The sequence below is a fragment of the Cytobacillus oceanisediminis 2691 genome, assembly GCF_000294775.2.
Lineage (GTDB): Bacteria > Bacillota > Bacilli > Bacillales > Cytobacillaceae > Cytobacillus > Cytobacillus pseudoceanisediminis.
Genome location: NZ_CP015506.1, coordinates 811675 through 828838 on the forward strand (window position 1 = coordinate 811675; position 17164 = coordinate 828838).

The 17164-nt window shown below is 44.2% G+C and carries 16 protein-coding genes; 12 read left to right on the forward strand and 4 right to left on the reverse strand.

Annotated features, from left to right (window positions below; all coding sequences use genetic code 11):
* Positions 1-112: 112 nt before the first annotated feature.
* The 8 genes from A361_RS04255 to A361_RS04290 all read left to right on the forward strand — a co-directional run bounded on the left by A361_RS04255 (position 113) and on the right by A361_RS04290 (position 7999).
* The gene (locus A361_RS04255) at positions 113-3943 is read left to right on the forward strand and encodes a S8 family serine peptidase (RefSeq protein WP_019379433.1); all 3831 of its coding nucleotides are present in this window, start codon (positions 113-115) and stop codon (positions 3941-3943) included.
* A gap of 6 nt (positions 3944-3949) precedes the next feature.
* A complete protein-coding gene (locus tag A361_RS30200) occupies positions 3950-4129 on the forward strand; it encodes a hypothetical protein (protein WP_019379432.1) in 180 nt (59 codons plus the stop codon).
* Positions 4130-4222: 93 nt separating this feature from the next.
* Positions 4223-4423, forward strand: a complete 201-nt coding sequence (locus A361_RS04265) for a hypothetical protein (RefSeq protein WP_019379431.1) — start codon at positions 4223-4225, stop codon at positions 4421-4423.
* Positions 4420-4620 carry a hypothetical protein gene (locus A361_RS04270; RefSeq protein ID WP_019379430.1) on the forward strand — a complete coding sequence of 67 codons (201 nt, stop codon included), beginning with the start codon at positions 4420-4422 and terminating at the stop codon, positions 4618-4620. The genes A361_RS04265 and A361_RS04270 overlap by 4 nt, the downstream gene beginning before the upstream one ends.
* Positions 4621-4869: 249 nt before the next feature.
* The gene (locus tag A361_RS04275) at positions 4870-5976 is read left to right on the forward strand and encodes a sensor histidine kinase (RefSeq protein ID WP_019379429.1); all 1107 of its coding nucleotides are present in this window, start codon (positions 4870-4872) and stop codon (positions 5974-5976) included.
* Complete coding sequence (locus A361_RS04280; protein WP_009335192.1) at positions 5961-6650, forward strand: response regulator transcription factor; 690 nt, start codon at positions 5961-5963, stop codon at positions 6648-6650. Before A361_RS04275 ends, A361_RS04280 begins: the two co-directional genes overlap by 16 nt.
* Positions 6651-6875: 225 nt before the next feature.
* Positions 6876-7502: a DUF5957 family protein gene (locus A361_RS04285; RefSeq protein WP_019379428.1), complete on the forward strand. Its 627-nt coding sequence runs from the start codon at positions 6876-6878 to the stop codon at positions 7500-7502.
* Positions 7499-7999 carry a hypothetical protein gene (locus A361_RS04290; RefSeq protein WP_019379427.1) on the forward strand — a complete coding sequence of 167 codons (501 nt, stop codon included), beginning with the start codon at positions 7499-7501 and terminating at the stop codon, positions 7997-7999. Before A361_RS04285 ends, A361_RS04290 begins: the two co-directional genes overlap by 4 nt.
* Before the next feature lie 74 nt (positions 8000-8073).
* On the opposite strand, the gene A361_RS04295 is transcribed toward A361_RS04290, so the two are convergent.
* Positions 8074-10041, reverse strand: coding sequence for a M6 family metalloprotease domain-containing protein (locus tag A361_RS04295; protein WP_019379426.1), 1968 nt, complete (start codon positions 10039-10041; stop codon positions 8074-8076).
* Positions 10042-10338: 297 nt separating this feature from the next.
* Between A361_RS04295 and A361_RS04300 the strand changes: the two genes are divergently transcribed.
* The 4 genes from A361_RS04300 (at position 10339) to dnaB (ending at position 13356) form a co-directional block, all read left to right on the forward strand.
* A complete protein-coding gene (locus tag A361_RS04300) occupies positions 10339-10779 on the forward strand; it encodes a GNAT family N-acetyltransferase (protein ID WP_019379425.1) in 441 nt (146 codons plus the stop codon).
* A 180-nt stretch (positions 10780-10959) separates the two neighbouring features.
* Positions 10960-11712: a conserved phage C-terminal domain-containing protein gene (locus A361_RS04305; RefSeq protein WP_019379424.1), complete on the forward strand. Its 753-nt coding sequence runs from the start codon at positions 10960-10962 to the stop codon at positions 11710-11712.
* On the forward strand, positions 11705-12046 hold the full coding sequence (locus A361_RS04310; RefSeq protein ID WP_033196444.1) for a hypothetical protein: 342 nt from the start codon (positions 11705-11707) through the stop codon (positions 12044-12046). The genes A361_RS04305 and A361_RS04310 overlap by 8 nt, the downstream gene beginning before the upstream one ends.
* Complete coding sequence (gene dnaB / locus A361_RS04315) at positions 12046-13356, forward strand: replicative DNA helicase (RefSeq protein WP_019379422.1); 1311 nt, start codon at positions 12046-12048, stop codon at positions 13354-13356. The genes A361_RS04310 and dnaB overlap by 1 nt, the downstream gene beginning before the upstream one ends.
* A gap of 289 nt (positions 13357-13645) precedes the next feature.
* Here the strand turns inward: dnaB and A361_RS04320 are convergent, their stop codons facing one another.
* From A361_RS04320 to A361_RS04330, 3 genes are read right to left on the reverse strand one after another with little or no spacing between them, the layout of a single operon-like run.
* Positions 13646-14728 carry a Ger(x)C family spore germination protein gene (locus A361_RS04320; RefSeq protein WP_019379421.1) on the reverse strand — a complete coding sequence of 361 codons (1083 nt, stop codon included), beginning with the start codon at positions 14726-14728 and terminating at the stop codon, positions 13646-13648.
* A complete protein-coding gene (locus A361_RS04325) occupies positions 14715-15794 on the reverse strand; it encodes a GerAB/ArcD/ProY family transporter (protein WP_019379420.1) in 1080 nt (359 codons plus the stop codon). The genes A361_RS04320 and A361_RS04325 overlap by 14 nt, the downstream gene beginning before the upstream one ends.
* The gene (locus A361_RS04330) at positions 15784-17118 is read right to left on the reverse strand and encodes a spore germination protein (RefSeq protein WP_019379419.1); all 1335 of its coding nucleotides are present in this window, start codon (positions 17116-17118) and stop codon (positions 15784-15786) included. Before A361_RS04330 ends, A361_RS04325 begins: the two co-directional genes overlap by 11 nt.
* Positions 17119-17164 lie beyond the last annotated feature (46 nt).

Sequence of the window (17164 nt, forward strand, 5' to 3'; positions counted from 1 at the left end):
ACCGTTGGTCGAAGTATTAATTAGGTCTTTTGATCCTTATATGAAAAATTTGGATTTGATACCTTTATAGTGTATTAGAAAAATTCTGAATAATATAACTAGGAGGTAGGGGATGAGGTTTAAAAGATCAGCAGTGGCCTTATTAATGTTCATGCTAATGTTCTCCAGTTCGGTGTCAGGGGCCGTTTTACCCGAAAAGTCACCGAGCACCAAGGGAGAAGAAAACCGCAAGACCATCCAGGAAATAAAGAAAAGTGAATTGGACAAGCAGTACAGCAAAACAGATATAGTCAGGGTCATAGTGGAGATGAAGACAGAGCCGTCTGTCCTTTATGCCCAAAAGCAGAAAAAGAAGTATAAAGAACTTCCGGAAGCAACGAAGCAGAAGCTGAAAACTGAAAAGCTGTCTGAACAGCAGAAGGTAAAGGATCGCGCTAAAAAGAATAAAGTTAAGATGATTGAGCGTGAAAGCTTTACTACAATAGTAAATGGTTTCAGTGCTGAGATGATGTATGGAGACATTGAGCTTGTAAAAGAAATGCCGGAAGTGGCCGAAGTACAAGTGGTGAACGAGTACGAAAAGCCACAGGAAAAACCGGATATGCTTTACAGCAAAGAGCTCGTACAAGCTCAGGAAGCATGGCGTGATTACGGCTTTAAAGGTGAAGGAATGGTAGTTGGTGTCATCGATACCGGTATGGATCCTTCCCATCGCGACATGGTATTAGCAGAGGAAACGGAAAAGGAATTAACGAAGGCTGAAATCTCCAAATTTAAGAAAGACAATGGCCTTCTTGGGAAATATTATTCTGAAAAAGTGCCATATGGATACAACTATATGGATGAAAATGACACCATCGGCGATATCGGTCCGGATGCCTCTATGCATGGAATGCACGTTGCCGGTACTGTCGGAGCGAATGGCGATGAGGAGAATGGAGGCATTAAAGGGGTAGCTCCTGAAGCCCAGATCCTTGCGCTTAAAGTATTCGGAAATGATCCGAATATGCCTTCTACATACAGTGATATTTATGTAAAGGCGATTGATGATGCGATTATCCTTGGTGCAGACGTGCTGAACATGAGCCTTGGTTCTACAGCCGGGTTTGTCAGCCCTGAATCAGCTGAGCAAAAAGCAATTGCCAGAGCTGTGGAAAATGGTATTTTAATGTCTATTTCTGCAGGGAACTCTGCTCACTTTGGAAATGGTTTTGCAAATCCAAGCAGTGAAAACCCGGATATCGGTGTTTCCGGATCACCTGGTGTTTCCTATGATTCTCTTCAGGTAGCGTCCATTGAGAATACTTTCATGGATCTGGATGCAGTCAACTACCAATTCGGTGAAGAGTCTGGAAAAGCTGCATTCTTGTCAGCTGGAAATGTACACCCGAACGATGTTGAGACGAAAACATTTGAAGTGGCCTACGGCGGATTGGGCAAGCCTGAAGAGCTGTCCGGTGTTGCTGGAAAATATGCATTAATTCAGCGGGGGGAATTGGCATTTGTTGATAAAGCCATTAATGCCCAGGCAGCTGGAGCCCTTGGGGTCATAATTTACAATAATGCTGACGGATATGTCAACATGGCGAGCGATCCGTCCATTACAATCCCGCAGCTGTTCATGCTGAAGACAGACGGAGACAAGCTGGCAGCAGCGATACAGGGTGGCCAGACAGTCACGCTTTCTTTTAACGGGGAAAAGACAAAATCAGCAAACCCTGAAGCAGGCAAAATGAGCGCCTTCACTTCTTGGGGATTAACGCCTAACCTGGACTTTAAGCCTGAAATTACAGCTCCGGGCGGACAAATTTACTCAACTCTTGAGAATAACCAGTACGGAATGATGAGCGGTACATCCATGGCAGCTCCTCATGTTTCCGGGGGTGCGGCACTTGTTCTTGAGCGAGTGGATACAGAATTTGGCGTAACCGGCTTTGACCGTGTTAACGTTGCGAAGAACCTGATGATGAATACAGCGGCGCCGGTCATGGATAAAGGAACCGTAAACAGTGCATTTGAATGGAATATCCCTTATTCTCCACGCCGCCAGGGTTCCGGCATCATGCAGCTTCATTCGGCATTATCTTCTCCTGTTATCGTAACGGAGGCTTCAACGAATGAAGGGAAAGTGGCTTTAAAAGAGGTTGGCAATACGTTTGAATTCACGTTAAAAGCACAAAACTTCAGTGATGAAGATGTGGATTATGATGTGGCAGCAAATCTGCAGACTGATTTTGCAGCCTATGGAGAGATGGGCTGGGCAGCAGATGAGCTTGAAGCTCAGAAGATTTTAGATGCTTCTGTAAAAGTGGATGGCCAGGATGCAGCAGAGGTAACCGTTCCTGCGAATGGATCTGTAAGCTTTAAAGTAAGTGTGGATGTCAGCAATGCAAAAGTGGTAGATCCTTCGAAAACAGGAAACTGGGAAACACCTGTCAACATTAACGATGTATTCCCGAACGGATACTTTGTTGAAGGGTATGTCACTTTGACAGATTCTTCTGATGTGAACCCGGAATTAACGGTTCCTTATGTAGGCTTCAAGGGTGATTGGGATAAAGCTCCGATCCTTGACGGCATGAAATATGATGACAGTTCATTCTACGGAATGGCAGGAGCTGTTTCTGAAACGGCCGAGGGCTATTCTTATTTAGGATATGATCCGGTAAATGACACATTCAGCGGTGACGCGATTGCCATTTCTCCGAACGGAGACAAAGTTCAGGATCAATTGATCCCGGTTCTTTCATTCCTGAGAAATGCTAAACAGATAGAATTCGCGATTACAGATGAAGATGGAAAAACACTAAGAAAGCTTCGCACGGAAAACAGTCTTCGCAAGCATTATTACGATGGAGGACTTGGTCCGAACTATACGCTTAACCCGAATTGGGGCTGGGATGGAAAAATCAGCAATCAGCTTGCACAGGATGGACAGTACTATTTTGAGATCAAATCTGTTATCGACTATGCAGGGGCTGAATGGCAGTCCGTGAAAATCCCTGTGAAAGTGGACACGGCAGCGCCAAGTGTTCAGGCTGAACTTATCAAAGGAAACACAGCCTTAAAGCTGGAAGCTGCTGATAACCCTGAAGGTTCGGGCATTTCGTATATTGATATTTTCGTAGATGAAGAGTCTATTTTGGATGAAGCGCTAAGCGGCGATACAGAAGAATTTACACTTCCGGAAGAATTAGAAGCTGGCACAAATGTTAAGGTTGTAGCCTATGACTTTGCCGGAAACTCTTCAGAAGCAACTGTAGAAGTGGGAGAAGTGAGCAATGACAAGACAGTTCCATACGTGTACCTCGTAGAGCCTGAAGCGCTTGAAGTGTACAACACAAATGAACTGAATGTCAGCGGCACGATCAAAGAAGAGTCTGGCATGAAGGAATTCACCATTGCCGGAACTCCTATTGAGACTACTTACAATGAAGCAAAAGGGGAATATGAATTTGAAACAACGATGACGTTTGAAGATGGCGTTCACAGCCTGGAAGTGAAAGCGGTGGATACTGCGAATAATGCGATTTCCTTCAAGCGCACAATCATCGTCGATGCGACTGGCCCAACTGTCGAAATCGATGGACTTCCTTCAAGCAAGTACATTAAGCACAACAAAAAAGACCCTGTCATCAATATCACCGTGACAGATAACTTTGACCAGCTTCGCTTCTACCAGGACGGCAGCGAGCTATTCTACCAGGAATTCCAGGAACCGTATGCAATGAGGGGAATTGAAAAAGAATTCAATAACATTAAACTCTCATTGAAAGAAGGCTTAAATGTCTTTACTTTCGAAGCTGAGGACCTGGCAGGAAATAAAACGACCAAAACAGTCGAACTGTATAAGCTGAAAAAAGGCGAGCAGCCACCCCAGAATCATGAAACCCCTGATGGCCCGGCAAAGCCTGGGAAAGGGAATGGGAAGAAAGATAAATAAATAGGTTTGGAGAAACCCGGATTCCTTTCAGAGGAGCCGGGTTTTCTTTTTGGGGAGTGGTTTGCAAATAGGAAGGGGCAGCCTGCAAATAGATCGACTGTTTTTGCGAATAGGATGGGGAAACCTGCAATTAGAAACGTTGAACCTGCAAATAGAGTCCCCGATCCTGAAATAGTAGTTTTGTAAATAAGATTTTGCAGCTTGCCGGGCATTTTTAGAACTGGTCATGAAACTTTCCCTTCAGTAAAATCGTAAACTATCATAAAAGGGGGAGTAGTTTTGAAAGAAAATAGCGGCAGGTTTGATTTTTACTCGGCCATCATCATTTCTGTAATAGCCATATTATTGATGATTAGAAACATGATAACGGGTATAGAATTCTTTTCCGTGACTAATGCTCTGGCTGTTTTTGCTCTCGTTGTATCCCTCAGGCATTTATATAATTTGACAATGGCATCTCAGAAAGGGGAATCTTCATGAATTTCTTAATACTGGCTCAGGCTGGATTTAATGCTGGCGATATTTTATTTCAGCTGATGGCTTTTGTCTTTTTACTGACGATTCCGGCGATTCTCGTTATTTTATTTTTCATTTTCAAGAGAAGAAACGACAGACTGAAGCGTATGGAGGAAAAAATCGATCATCTCCTTTTGAAAATGGAAGAGAAGAATGGGTAGAAGGTAATTAAATGAAAAATGGCTTTCCGAATGTTCGTGTGCAGAAAGAAATCTGTACACTTTTTTAGTTGAAAGCAGCCCGATCATCAATCTTTTTATATCAGCTTTTTGTTAAGAAAAATGTAATAACTACATAATGATTTGGTTAGAACCTTTGGTTACACTTATTATTCCTAGACTATGATGTAAAGAATAAAGAGTGCCTGGCTGGGAGCGATAGTCAATTTTTATAAAAATTGGGGTGACAGAGTGTCCATAAAAAGACGTTTGCTTTTATCGAATATAGGGATGGTTCTGCTTCCTGTTGTCTTATTTTTAGTACTGGAAATGTTTATTGGATATCTATTGTTTTATCCTGTGAAAGGCGAGGTGGATCAGGAGGATCTCATTTTTTTTCGGTCAATACGGATTTATTTGTTAGTTGGGGTGCTGGTCTTAACAAACGGGCTATTAACATACCTTGTTTCAAAAAGCATTATTAAGCCGCTCCTCAGGCTGAAAGAAGCTGCTAACGATATCAGCAGAGGAAATTTGGATACAAAAATAGAGGTTTCCGGGAAAAAGGATGAGCTGAACGAATTGGCGATGGCATTTGATATCATGCGCGGGAGATTGAAGGAAGCCGCTGACATACAAATGCAATATGAAAAAAATCAGAAGGAATTGATTGCGAGCATCTCCCATGATTTAAAAACGCCGTTAACGAGCATTAAAGGCTATATCAGAGGAATATCAGATGGTGTGGCCAATACACCAGAGAAAATGGATCGATATATCCGCACGATTGAAAAAACATCGGATGAAATGGAATCCTTAATCTCTGAGCTTTTATTATATTCTAAGCTTGACTTGCCAAATGTGCCTTATGATATGAGGGAGATGGATTTAGTGTCCTATTTTGATCATTATCTGGAGGAGCTGCGTTTTAATCTTGCGGGACAAAATGTCAGTCTAAGCCTTGAGTGTCAGCCAAATCAATCCTATCGGGTGCATGCGGACAGGGGGAAATTGAATCGCGTCGTTGCCAATATTGTTCAAAACAGCTTGAAATACATGAATGAGGAAAAGAAAGAATTAATGTTCAGGCTGTCGTCAAAAGCGGAGGAAGTCATAGTTGAAATTCGGGATAATGGAGCAGGTGTTTCAAAGGACGAGCTGCCCTATTTATTTGACCGTTTTTACCGTACAGATGTATCCCGAAACTCTGCTACAGGAGGCACCGGGCTGGGGCTTTCGATCGTGAAAAAGATCATTGAAGGCCATGGGGGGACCATTTGGGCAAGAGGAGGCACCGGACATGGACTGAGTATATGGTTCACGTTAAAAAAGGGGGGTAACGATTGGAAAGAATCTTAATTATAGAAGACGAGCTTAATATTGCCGAGCTGGAACGGGATTACCTCGAATTGAATCATTATGAAGCCGACATTGCTGCAACAGGACAGGAAGGGCTGGAGCGATTAAAGCAGAGCTCCTACCGGCTGGTTCTATTGGATCTGATGCTTCCGGATATGGACGGGTATGAAATCTGCAGGCAAATCAGGGAGATTTCAGAGATCCCGATTATTATGGTAACGGCCAAGAATGAGGAAATTGATATGATTCGGGGATTGGGCCGCGGAGCGGACGATTATATCGCAAAACCCTTTAATCCCAATCAATTAATTGCCAGGGTGAAGGCCCACATAGCAAGGTTTGACCGGCTGGTTTCCCGCGGACAAAACAAAGAAGAAGACATGAGGATCAGGGGTTTGCATATTCAGCCGGTGACCCGGAAAGTTTTTGTGAACAGCCAGGAAAAAGTGCTTACGGCCAAAGAGTTTGACCTGCTGCTGTTTATGGCTTCATCACCGAACCAGGTTTTCAGCAAAGAGCATCTGCTGGAGCAGGTGTGGGGATTTGATTTCTATGGGGATGTGACAACCGTTACAGTTCATATCAGAAGACTGAGGGAGAAAATTGAAAAAGACCCGTCCGATCCTGATTATATTGAAACCGTTTGGGGTGTGGGCTATCGATTTAAGCGGTAAGAGCGTATAGATTTCTATGCGTTCTTTTTATATTCCCGGATTTAATATTTTTGTAAGAAATTGATAAGAGTGATGTTAGAACCCCCGCTTAGAATAGGTTTTGTAAAGGAAATCTGGTCGCCATGAAGCTTCTTGAAGCCGAAAATTCGAGGAGAAGGCCGAAAATGGTCGCCATGAGTGTTTCATAAAGTTCAACTTTCAAGAAAAGAGCGGGGAGGGAACGAAATGAAGGAGAAATTGCCAAAAAGAACATTGGCTGAAAATAGTTATATAGGACTGGGTATGATTTATCTGGGCTGCCTGCTGATTCAATTTTTTCTGGCGGGCATGTCGATTTTTGAGGATCCATCCAAGTGGGCCGCCCATAAACTTTTTGTGCATATGTTTGGCTATGCCATTCCAGTGCTGATGATCATAACTGCGCTGGCAGGAGGGTTTTTCACGCTGATCTATAAGGAGATCATGGTCATTTTCCTGCTGCTGTTTGCCATGTATTTCACGGCAAACATGGGCTGGAGAGTCGGCTGGCTGGGTGCTTTTCACCCGATTGCGGGGGTTCTGCTGCTGGGGGCAGGCGCGGCAGCGGTTTGGAAGGTCTTGAAGGGGCATCGGGAGGCAGGCCACTCAAAAGAAAAGAACAAAGGGATGCTGATTTGGGCATTGGCAGGTGCAGCCGGCGGATTAACGGCGGGCGTCATTTTGTCCAATTTAATCGGGATTTTTGGCTTGATTTTATTCGATAAACCAATGGGCATTAAATTTCTGCCGTTCTATCTGGCTGCATGCTCCGCAGTGCTTCTGCCGGTTTTGCAGTTAAAAAAGAGACGCAAAATGGAGGAGGAAAAGGAATGAAACAAAAACTGACATTTTTCTTTATGGCTGCGTATTTATGGATCACGTTCATTATGCTGGGTGCCTTTATATTGGAGGTGTTCATGGTTTATCCGAATATCTTTCATAACATCCCGAAATCGTTTGAAGTATCGATGGATTTTATGGAGGCCGCAAGTCCCCATACCTTTTTCCCGCCGCTCGGTTTTGCGAGCTGGGTCACTGGAGCCGGGGCGCTGCTCCTGGTTTGGAAAATGAAATCTGCCCGTAACTGGGTTCTGGGAAGTATCCTTGTCATGATTCTGCTAGGTGTCATATCCATGGTGTTTGAATGGCCGAGAAACGAAATTATGTTTATTGAGGGGCAGACTGTCCATTCAGTTCAATTTCTGAAACAGACAGCGCGTGAATTTCTGATGATCAATTGGATAAGGGTTGCATGCAACTCGTTCGGGGCAATCATGGTGTTTGTCGGATTTTTGAAATTCTATCAGTGCAGATTGCGTTATAGTGAGTAGGCAAATGAAAAGGGACAGGCGGGGCCTGTCCCTTTTCATTTAGATGGAGACACTAAAGAGTGTCCCCCCATAGATTATTTCCCTGCCCCTGGACCAACCCGTCGTGCAGCAGTATCTTTTTTGGCGGGATCTGTTTCAGATGTACTTGTAAATGTAAGGTTTGTCGGAACAGGCTTGGTTTTTGGAATTTTCACGTAAACGGGAACTTCCACGGTTTCGCCGGCTTGCACTTCAATGACATTATGCTCGAGCATGAGCTCCCATCCAGCTTCTGTCTTTGCATCCAGGCGGATAAGATCCGCTGCATTGCCCGTATTGGTTACCTTGAAATAATAGGCTGCAACCCTGCCAGGAGCGGCAAATTGGACTTTGCTGTTCTCTGCAGCAACTCCCCTCATAGACGAGCCGGAGTCATCCATATGTCGTACAGCGATTCGATAGGAGAGTGCCCCTTGATTATCGAGCTTTTTATCTAAAATGTAAAAGTGAAGCCGGTTATGCTCGTCCTTATATTCGCTGACAACACCATCTGCAGTACCTGCCTTAAAGAGGGAATCGGAAAGCTGCCTGTAATCCCCTTTGGAATACATGGCTTCTGTTCCGTCAGGACGTTTAAAGTCAACCTGGTTAATATCTTCCGCATGCGAGTCAATGACCCAAATGTTCGGTGCTGATTCAGAATTTTTTGTCTTTGCAAGAAGAACGCCGGAATCTGGAGTGAAAGAGTCGAATCCTACTCGGTCAACAACTTCAACAGTATAGTTGTTATACCATTTTTCCCCGCGCTGCATATCAGCACGCCAGTCGTCCTCAAGCGAGTTTTTCGGAGTCAGATCCTCCATGCTGATGTTAATGCCGTGAAGGGCACTACGGCCAAATTCTTCACCAGCGGGTACGGCACGTGCAAGGATATCCGCAAACACAGGTCCGGATTCAGCCAATTCTTCCCGGCTGATGTTCAGGTATTGGTCTTCCGATAAGAAGCCTTGCTTGATCTTGTTCCGGAGCATATGATGGGACGGCGCTGACCCGCCTAGAGTAGGGAGTACCATCCAGCGCGTATGCGGCCCTGCAGGCCCATTAAAGCTTCCGCGGCTCATTAATTCCCAAGGTCCGGAATAGGAGCGGGATACAGGCTCTCCATATGGATTGTTGTAGTTATCCCCTAAATTCATAATATGGCCAAATTCATGAGCGAAGGTGCCCATTCCATCATTTTCGCCTTGGATCGAAACCCCTCGGCTGGCACTTGACCAGATGCTTTTCGCAGCAAGCCATGAAGTCCAGGGAACATAGCGTGTATTGGCGGAATTAGGGAACCCTTCAAAAGGCGGGCCGAATTCCTTTGCTACATCCTCTGCGGTTTGGAACATCATTTCCCCAAACTCCTGCCAGACACCTGACTCATCATATCCGGCATGCAGGATGAAGGTAAAATCATAATTCTTTCCTGAAGCTGCAATATCAGCTTTCGCCTTCTCCATAGCTTCAGTTCTTAAATTTTTTGCTTCGTACTCTCCTGGCATATTGCCTTGCTGTCCAAACTCGTTAAGTCCGTATTGGAATTCATTGTGATCCATCCGATAAGTTCCAAATGAATCCAGTTCTACAGCCCATTTGCCATACGAATTTTCTCTCCAATATTCATTTATGGTCCGGTAATTATTCAATGGCTGCGGTTTGTTCAGGAAATCCACCCAGAACTGGCCGATTTCATCCCGTGGGATATTGCCGGTGCCAATGGGGTTGCCTGCTACTTCAGAACCTTCAGGCTGACTTAAAATAAACTCCCTGTCAGGAAAATCGACAATAACAAGTGCTCCCCTTAATACTCTTTCAGGTTCAATATCAGCCGTGCGCCAGTCAATTCCCGGAACTGGCCGGTAATCTTCCCAGGTCATATTTTCAGGAAGTTCCCATGACTGCGCATCTGCAGGATCCGGGAAGTCTTCGAGACCTGGCTTTTCTGCATATGCTGCAGAAGAGACTGTCAGTAAAAGAAATGTAACTAGCATGATAAAGGACCTTTTCAATTGCCTCAACTTAATTCGCCTCCCTTAATTCTAGCATTCTGGTAAATTATACAATTTTATTTCGTTTTTAAAAATATAAAATATTTAAAATATTCAAAATGATAGAGAAGTCCTAAAATTGGTGCTTGTCACCTCCCGAAATTTGTCGAAAAGGTCCTGCTGGAAGCAGGGGTATTCTTTAGTTAATAGAGTTGCTAACCTAAAAAAATAGCGGGGAAGAATTTGAGAAATTTTACATAGAAAGAAGGTCTGGTGAGAATTTGGTTGAAAAAATATATATATCATTGATAAAAGCTGGAGGCACAAATGAAAATAACTATCTTTTGCACGATGCCAGATGCTGGCATATTAAATGGAATCTTAGAACTTCATAAAAACATATTCGGTGATTCTGATGATTTGGTGAGCAAAATGAAAAGCAAACCCCAATTACTGGTGCTGACGGCTATGGATGGAGAAAAGGTGATCGGGTATAAAATGGGGTATGCCATTGATGAGGATACGTTTTATAGCTGGCTTGGCGGGGTGGCCCCTAATTACAGGAAAAGTGGGATTGCTTCCATGCTGATGGAAAAGCAGCACGGATACCTAAAAGAAAAGGGCTATAAAGTGGTCAGGACGAAGACGATGAACAAATGGCGAAGCATGCTGATTTTAAATATTAAGCATGGATTTGATGTGATTGAAACTTATACGGATGTAAAAGGATTGCATAAGATAGTGCTGGAGAAACGATTACATACTTGAGGCTGCCGAAAATGGGCAGCCTTTATTTGTTTGTTCACGAAATCTTCATAATTAATTAAAAATATTTATAAACCCTGCCTTTTTTAATGGTTAATTTCGATTTTATAAGTGTGATCTAATCGTAATTCCAAAAAGAATTTGCGGACGGTGCAAAAACAAAAAACGGGTGGAGGGGTTAAGATGAGCAAACTTTTGGTGAAGGAGAATCCAATTATGATTCTGCCTTCTCTGGCAGAAAAGATTGGTTTCAATGAAGCTGTGATGCTTCAGCAGATCCATTATTGGCTGTTGAACAGCAAGCATGTAATAGAAGAACGAACCTGGATTTTTAATACATATAAAGATTGGAAAAAGCAAATGACATTTTGGTCTGAGACGACCATTAAGCGGACGATTCGCTCGCTTGAAGATCAAGGCTTTTTGATATCGGGGAATTTTAATTTTTCAAAGATGGATAAGACAAAATGGTACACGATTGATTATGAGAAGCTTGCTGCTGAGGTGGAGGGCTGCCAAGATTACTTTCTGGCATCTGGAACCAGTCAGATGGAACTGTCGAGCCAGCCAGAACGCCCTATGGAGGATGCCGGGTCGGAACAACCAATATCAGAGACTACTGCAGAGACTGCAACAGAGAAAAAAGATATTGCTTATGCTGCGGTTATCGAATACCTGAACAGCCAAACCCATTCAGCATACCGGACAGGCTCGAAGAAAACGAAGAAGCTGATCCGGGCACGGTGGCTGGAGGGATTCAGGCTCGAGGATTTTAAAAAAGTGATCGACCTGAAGTCGGAGGAATGGCTGCATGATCCGTATTGGAGGAAGTTCCTGAGACCGGAGACGCTGTTTGGCACCCGCTTTGAATCGTACCTGAATCAAAAGCCGCTTGGTAAGCGGATGCGGGAGGAGGATTTTAACCTTGATGACTAAACGGGAGACGTATACGCTGCTTGCGCTGATTGCCGTTTATTACGAGCAGTTTGAGGTGAATCAGCAAAAAATTGATTACTGGCATGAGGTGCTGCGGCATCATGAGGTTGAAGACCTGCGGCAGAATTTGCTTCAGCATGTGGAGGTGTCACCTTATCCTCCGAAGATTTCGGATCTGATGCGAAAGTCTGCGGCTGTTTCGAGAGCGATTCCAGATTGTAGGGATTCGGCCTTTATTGTTCCGATTTCCTGGAAGCCGGCAAGCGAGGAAGTGGTTCAGGCTGAACTGGCGAAAATGCGGCAGATTCTCGGCATAGTCAGGGGGGAAGTCTGATGCAGGGGTACGGGCTTTACAGCCAGGAAGCAGAAGAGGCGACAGTGGGAGCGCTGTTTTTGGAGGATGGGCTTATTAAAGATTGCACGCTGCGGCCGGAACACTTTTATTTGGCCAGACTAAAACGGCTGATGTCGCTTATTCTGCAGCTTGATGCGAAGGGGAAGCCTGTTGACGTGATTTCGGTTGTGGAGGAAGCGGGCCAGCACAATCTTGAGAGCATTGGTGGAAGCAGCTATATCACCCAGCTTGCCGGAAGTGTGCCGACTGTGGCGAACTTTACATTTTATCAGGACACGGTTCTTGAATATTACCAGAAGCGCAAGGCGGTAGAAATTGCGGGGCGGATTCAGGAACATGCACAGAATGGCGACATTGCCTCCACTTTGAGGGATGGCATCCATGATCTCATGCAGGTTGAGGATCATCTTGGGGATGATGACTTTTGCGAGATCATGCCTGCTTTGGTTGAGCTTTACGGGGAGGCGGAAATGGATCTTGGCGAAATGACTGGGATTCCGTCTGGTTTTAGGAACCTGGACAGGCTGACCGGCGGGTTTCAGGAGTCTGATTTGGTCATTGTCGGAGCGAGGCCAAGTGTCGGGAAAACAGCCTTTGCTCTGAATATGGCCTTGAACGCGGCTGATCAGGAAGCGGCCCTTATATTTTCACTGGAAATGTCCAAAAAGCAGCTCCTGAAAAGGATGATCAGCTGCAAAGGGGAGATCAGTTCGATTAAAATGAGGAACCCGAAGCGGTATTTTAATGATGGAGACTGGGCTCATTTATCCGGTGTGATGGGAGCGTTCGGCGAGGTGAATCTGCATATTTTCGATCAGGCGGGAATGGATATTCAGTACATCTGGTCCAAGGTCCGGAAAGCTCGCAGGAAGTACGGCGAGGGTAAACGGATACTGGTGGTGATTGATTATCTGCAGCTGATTGCGGGTGATCCCAGGCATCAGAACCGCCAGGCGGAAATAAGCGAGATCAGCCGGAAGCTGAAGACAATGGCAAGGGATTTGAATGTAGCAGTCATTGCCTTGTCTCAGCTTAGCAGGGGTGTGGAAAGCAGGCAGGACAAGCGGCCGATGCTTTCAGATTTGCGGGAAAGCGGGCAGATTGAGCAGGATGCGGATGTGATTGCGTTTTTGTACCGAGATGATTATTACCATAAGGAATCCGACCGCAAGGATACAATTGAGATCATTCTCGCCAAACAGCGGAATGGACCGATTGGGACAGTAAGATTGGCTTTTATGAAGGAAATAGGGAAATTTGGGGATTTGCCGCCGGGGGAGTTTGGGTGAGCTGCTGCTTTTTAGGGAAGAGAGTTGTGAGCGGGACGAATAAGGGAATCGTCCTTTGGGTGGGGAAGTTGTTGATGAGGGGCACGAATGAGGTGGAATCATACCCCTTGTGCGGAAAAATGGAGCGCACGAATTGGGTGAAATCGTTCCCTTCGCAATGAAAAATTGATAATGAACGGAACTAATCGAGCTGAAAAGTACCCTCAAATAAAGCAAACCGGCATCAAGCACAATTAATTGTCACACTTATTAAACGCGTAACCGGAAAAGGGACAGGTTCACTGTCCCATCAGGTTGTTTTTAAATACCCTTCATTTTGAATGTCTATCTGAAATTGGATATCAGATTTCAAATTTGGATAGTAAATGGATCTCCAGTTTTTTAGCTCGTTTCGATCGATTTTAGTGCGATACAATTGTCCCAAGCCCAGAATATCTGCTTCGCTTTCCTGGAGTTTGGCTAACATGCTGCTGAATCGGCCTGACAGGAGATGGCTTAATTCTTTCTTGATCATGGCACTGGATGTTTTGCCCCGTGTTTCGAGGACGACAACCTTCAGGTTGATTCGGCTTTCCAAAAACGGCTGTTTATCAGTCAATTCAATATGCTGGTCCATGGAGTTGCCGATGATCATGACACTTGCGTGATCCAGGACTTCGATTTGTCCATGGGTGCTTTCATTATTAAATGCATTGAATAGCAGGGTTTCGTCATTGCTGATCTGCTCTACCATCTTTCCGTTTTTGATAACAGCAGAGCCAACTTGCTTGTAAGTTGTCGTTTCTCCCGTCATTAACAGGGGGATGGCTACATCGCGTGTATAGGAATGAATGCTTCGGTAGACTTCCCATATCCTTGTAAGGGCAATTTCCGGATTCCAGCCTGCATTTTTTTCGAAGTAATCGAACATGTTGGTTCCGTGAAGCTCCTTTGATTCTGTAAGTATTGAAAAAAACTCATCCATGTTCTGGTCACAAATGGCGATTAGCACTTTGGGTGAAACTTCCCGGGATCTCATGAAACCGGCAATAATGTCCTTCATGCCTTCCTCAGCCGTTTTCCGCTCAATCATAATTACCTTTACATGAAGGAGGTCTACGCTGGTCTCCATGTTTCGGCTGATCACATCGACGGCGTGGGAGATAGTTTCTCCAGTTCCCGTAACGACTTTCACTTCCAAATTATCTTCGATGGGCTCAACGATTTTCAAGAAAACCTTATATTTGCCATCTTCATCTGTAGAAATGCCAAGGACAACGGGGAGTGTCCGGTGATTGATATCCCTAATGTCCCAGCAGCCGGTTAAAGTCATCATTGCCAGAAGCAGACAGACCGTAATAGGGGCTTTAGATTTTAGATTAATTGGTTTCATTTTTACCCTTCCTCTTTATGCGGCGTCCAAAGAAAAAGATTGAAAATGGGACTGCAATCAAAATGTAAAACCTCAGAAACGTATTCCACCAAAATAATTTCTCGACATCCTTCCAGTCCTGGATGAAGAAACATGAAAGATAGACTGCGGCAGATAGGGCTAGCAACAATTTTACCGGTTTAATGGAAGGAAGGTAATGAGTTAAGATACGGATTGTCTTCCAGGACACAAGGGCAAGGTAAAGCATGATAAAGGAGATGAGGCTCAATAGAAAAAACATCGTGACCCTGTCGAACATCAGCCAATTAATATTGATGGCGTCCACGGCCACAACATATGGAAGGAAGGTTGTGGCTGAGGTGGCCTGCCCAAAAGTCAGCACGGGAATATAGACTGAAAAAAGGAAAAAGGGAATAAGGAAGGCAGCGGCCCATAATATATATTTTCTGTTATAGGAGAAATAAGGCTGAACAAAACCCAGAAACAAAAAGCCTCCGGAGAAAGCAAAAAAGCTTTCCAAATATGTTCGTTTTATAATAAATCCGAAATCTGCATCTAAAGGAACCACGTACCTCCAATCCACGTTTTGAAAAGAAGTGAAGAAAATAAAGATAATGATGGGAAGAAATAAAAGGGATAGAAGAAGACCGGTGCGAAAAATGGTTTCGGCTCCTTTGGCTGCTATATAGGTCGAAATGGATATCAATAATAGCATGATGGCCCATAATGGTGTGTTTGATAAAAAGACAATCGTAATAATTTCTGAATAAGCCCGGAGTGTTATCAATAAAATCATGCAGAAATATAAGAAAACAGGGGCAATAAAAAGGATAGCTGTCCCTTTTCCGATTCCTGCATAGATGCGAATGATGTCTTTTTTCGGAAAATAGCTTAGCCCCTTCATATAAATAGTAATAAAAATGAAATGAATGACCACACCGACCAGAACAGGAAGCCAATGGCCCTGCTCTGTGCTTGAAATAACATTGCCGGGATACATAAAGAAAATAAGGCCTAAATGACTGATGACGTACATCAGCATGACATGCAAACTTTTATCCGCCATTGCTCTCATTCCCTTTTAAATTTAAGTAGAGATAGGACTTGCCATAAGTATTGAGGCTTGCCAGGTAAGCGCCTACGAAAACCAAACCGGCAACCAGTCCTAAAATGCCAAAAATTGCTGCCAGGACCACAATGGCATATTTGAACAGCCGAATGGAAACAGAATTTTGAAAGCCGACGATGGTTGAGTTGGCAATGGTAGTGGCGGCTAGAATGATGATCAGCAGGTTGCTGACTAATTTCGCTTCCACGGCAGCCTGTCCCAGGATAATTCCCCCGACCATGGTAATGGTGGGGCCAATGGATTTAGGCAGCCTTACACTGGCTTCCAGGATTAATTCCAGAATAAGCAGCATGAAGAAAATTTCCACCAATGCCGGGTAGGGAACTCCTTCACGGCTTTGGGCAACTGATAAAGCAAGCTGGAGCTGCAAGACTTCAGGGTTTACGGAAACCAGAGCCACATACAGCCCTGGTGTTATCAGCGTGATTAAAATGCCGATGATTCTAATTAACCGAATGGCTAACATGAGGGGCAGGGGAAAATTCCGGTCATTTTCAATAGCAAACATATCCCAGAACAGACTTGGAAGAATGAGCGCAAAAGGCAAGCGATCCACGAATAGAACCACTTTTCCCTTTCTCAGATTCTGAACCGCATGATGGGGCAGCTCGGTCGTATTAAACTTTGAAATAGCATTCCATGATGGAAACCCCAGCATTTTAGCCAGCCCCTGAAGATCACATGCTTCCATTTGGATATTTTTTTTAATATTATCACGTATGCTATTAACTAGATCCATATCCGCTTGGCCGTCTATATAAAGCAAGGAAAGTTTGTTTTTGCGGCTGTGTCCGGCCGAAAAAGAATCGATTCTAATTTCCTCCGAGTTCACCAGTTTTCGGACGATGCCGATATTGGCATCAATACCTTCTGTAAACGAATCCAATGCTCCTTTAATAACATTTTCATTTGTTGGCGTATCAATCGAACGATCGAGCATAGCAGGTACAGGCTCCATAATGATAAAACGGGAGGTGTTTTCAAAATGGATAATCAGTTTGCCTTCATATATGGATGAAATGGCTTTCCGGACATCGCCTTCAATCACTTCCCCTATGGCCCGCCATAAATCCTCAGAAGGCTGATTCTGCGAAAGGATGCTCTCCGCATGCTTGTGAAGCACCGTTCTCGTTTTGATAAAATCAATGAGTGTATTAAATCCCATCAGCATCACGGCAGCATCCGCAAGATAGTCCCTTTGAAGATGAAAATCGCCATTGTTTCCAAGCTCTGCTTTTATTTCAATAACAAATCGATCCATTGCGGGTTACCCCTTTATAAAGACATAAATATTATTAAGTTTCGCT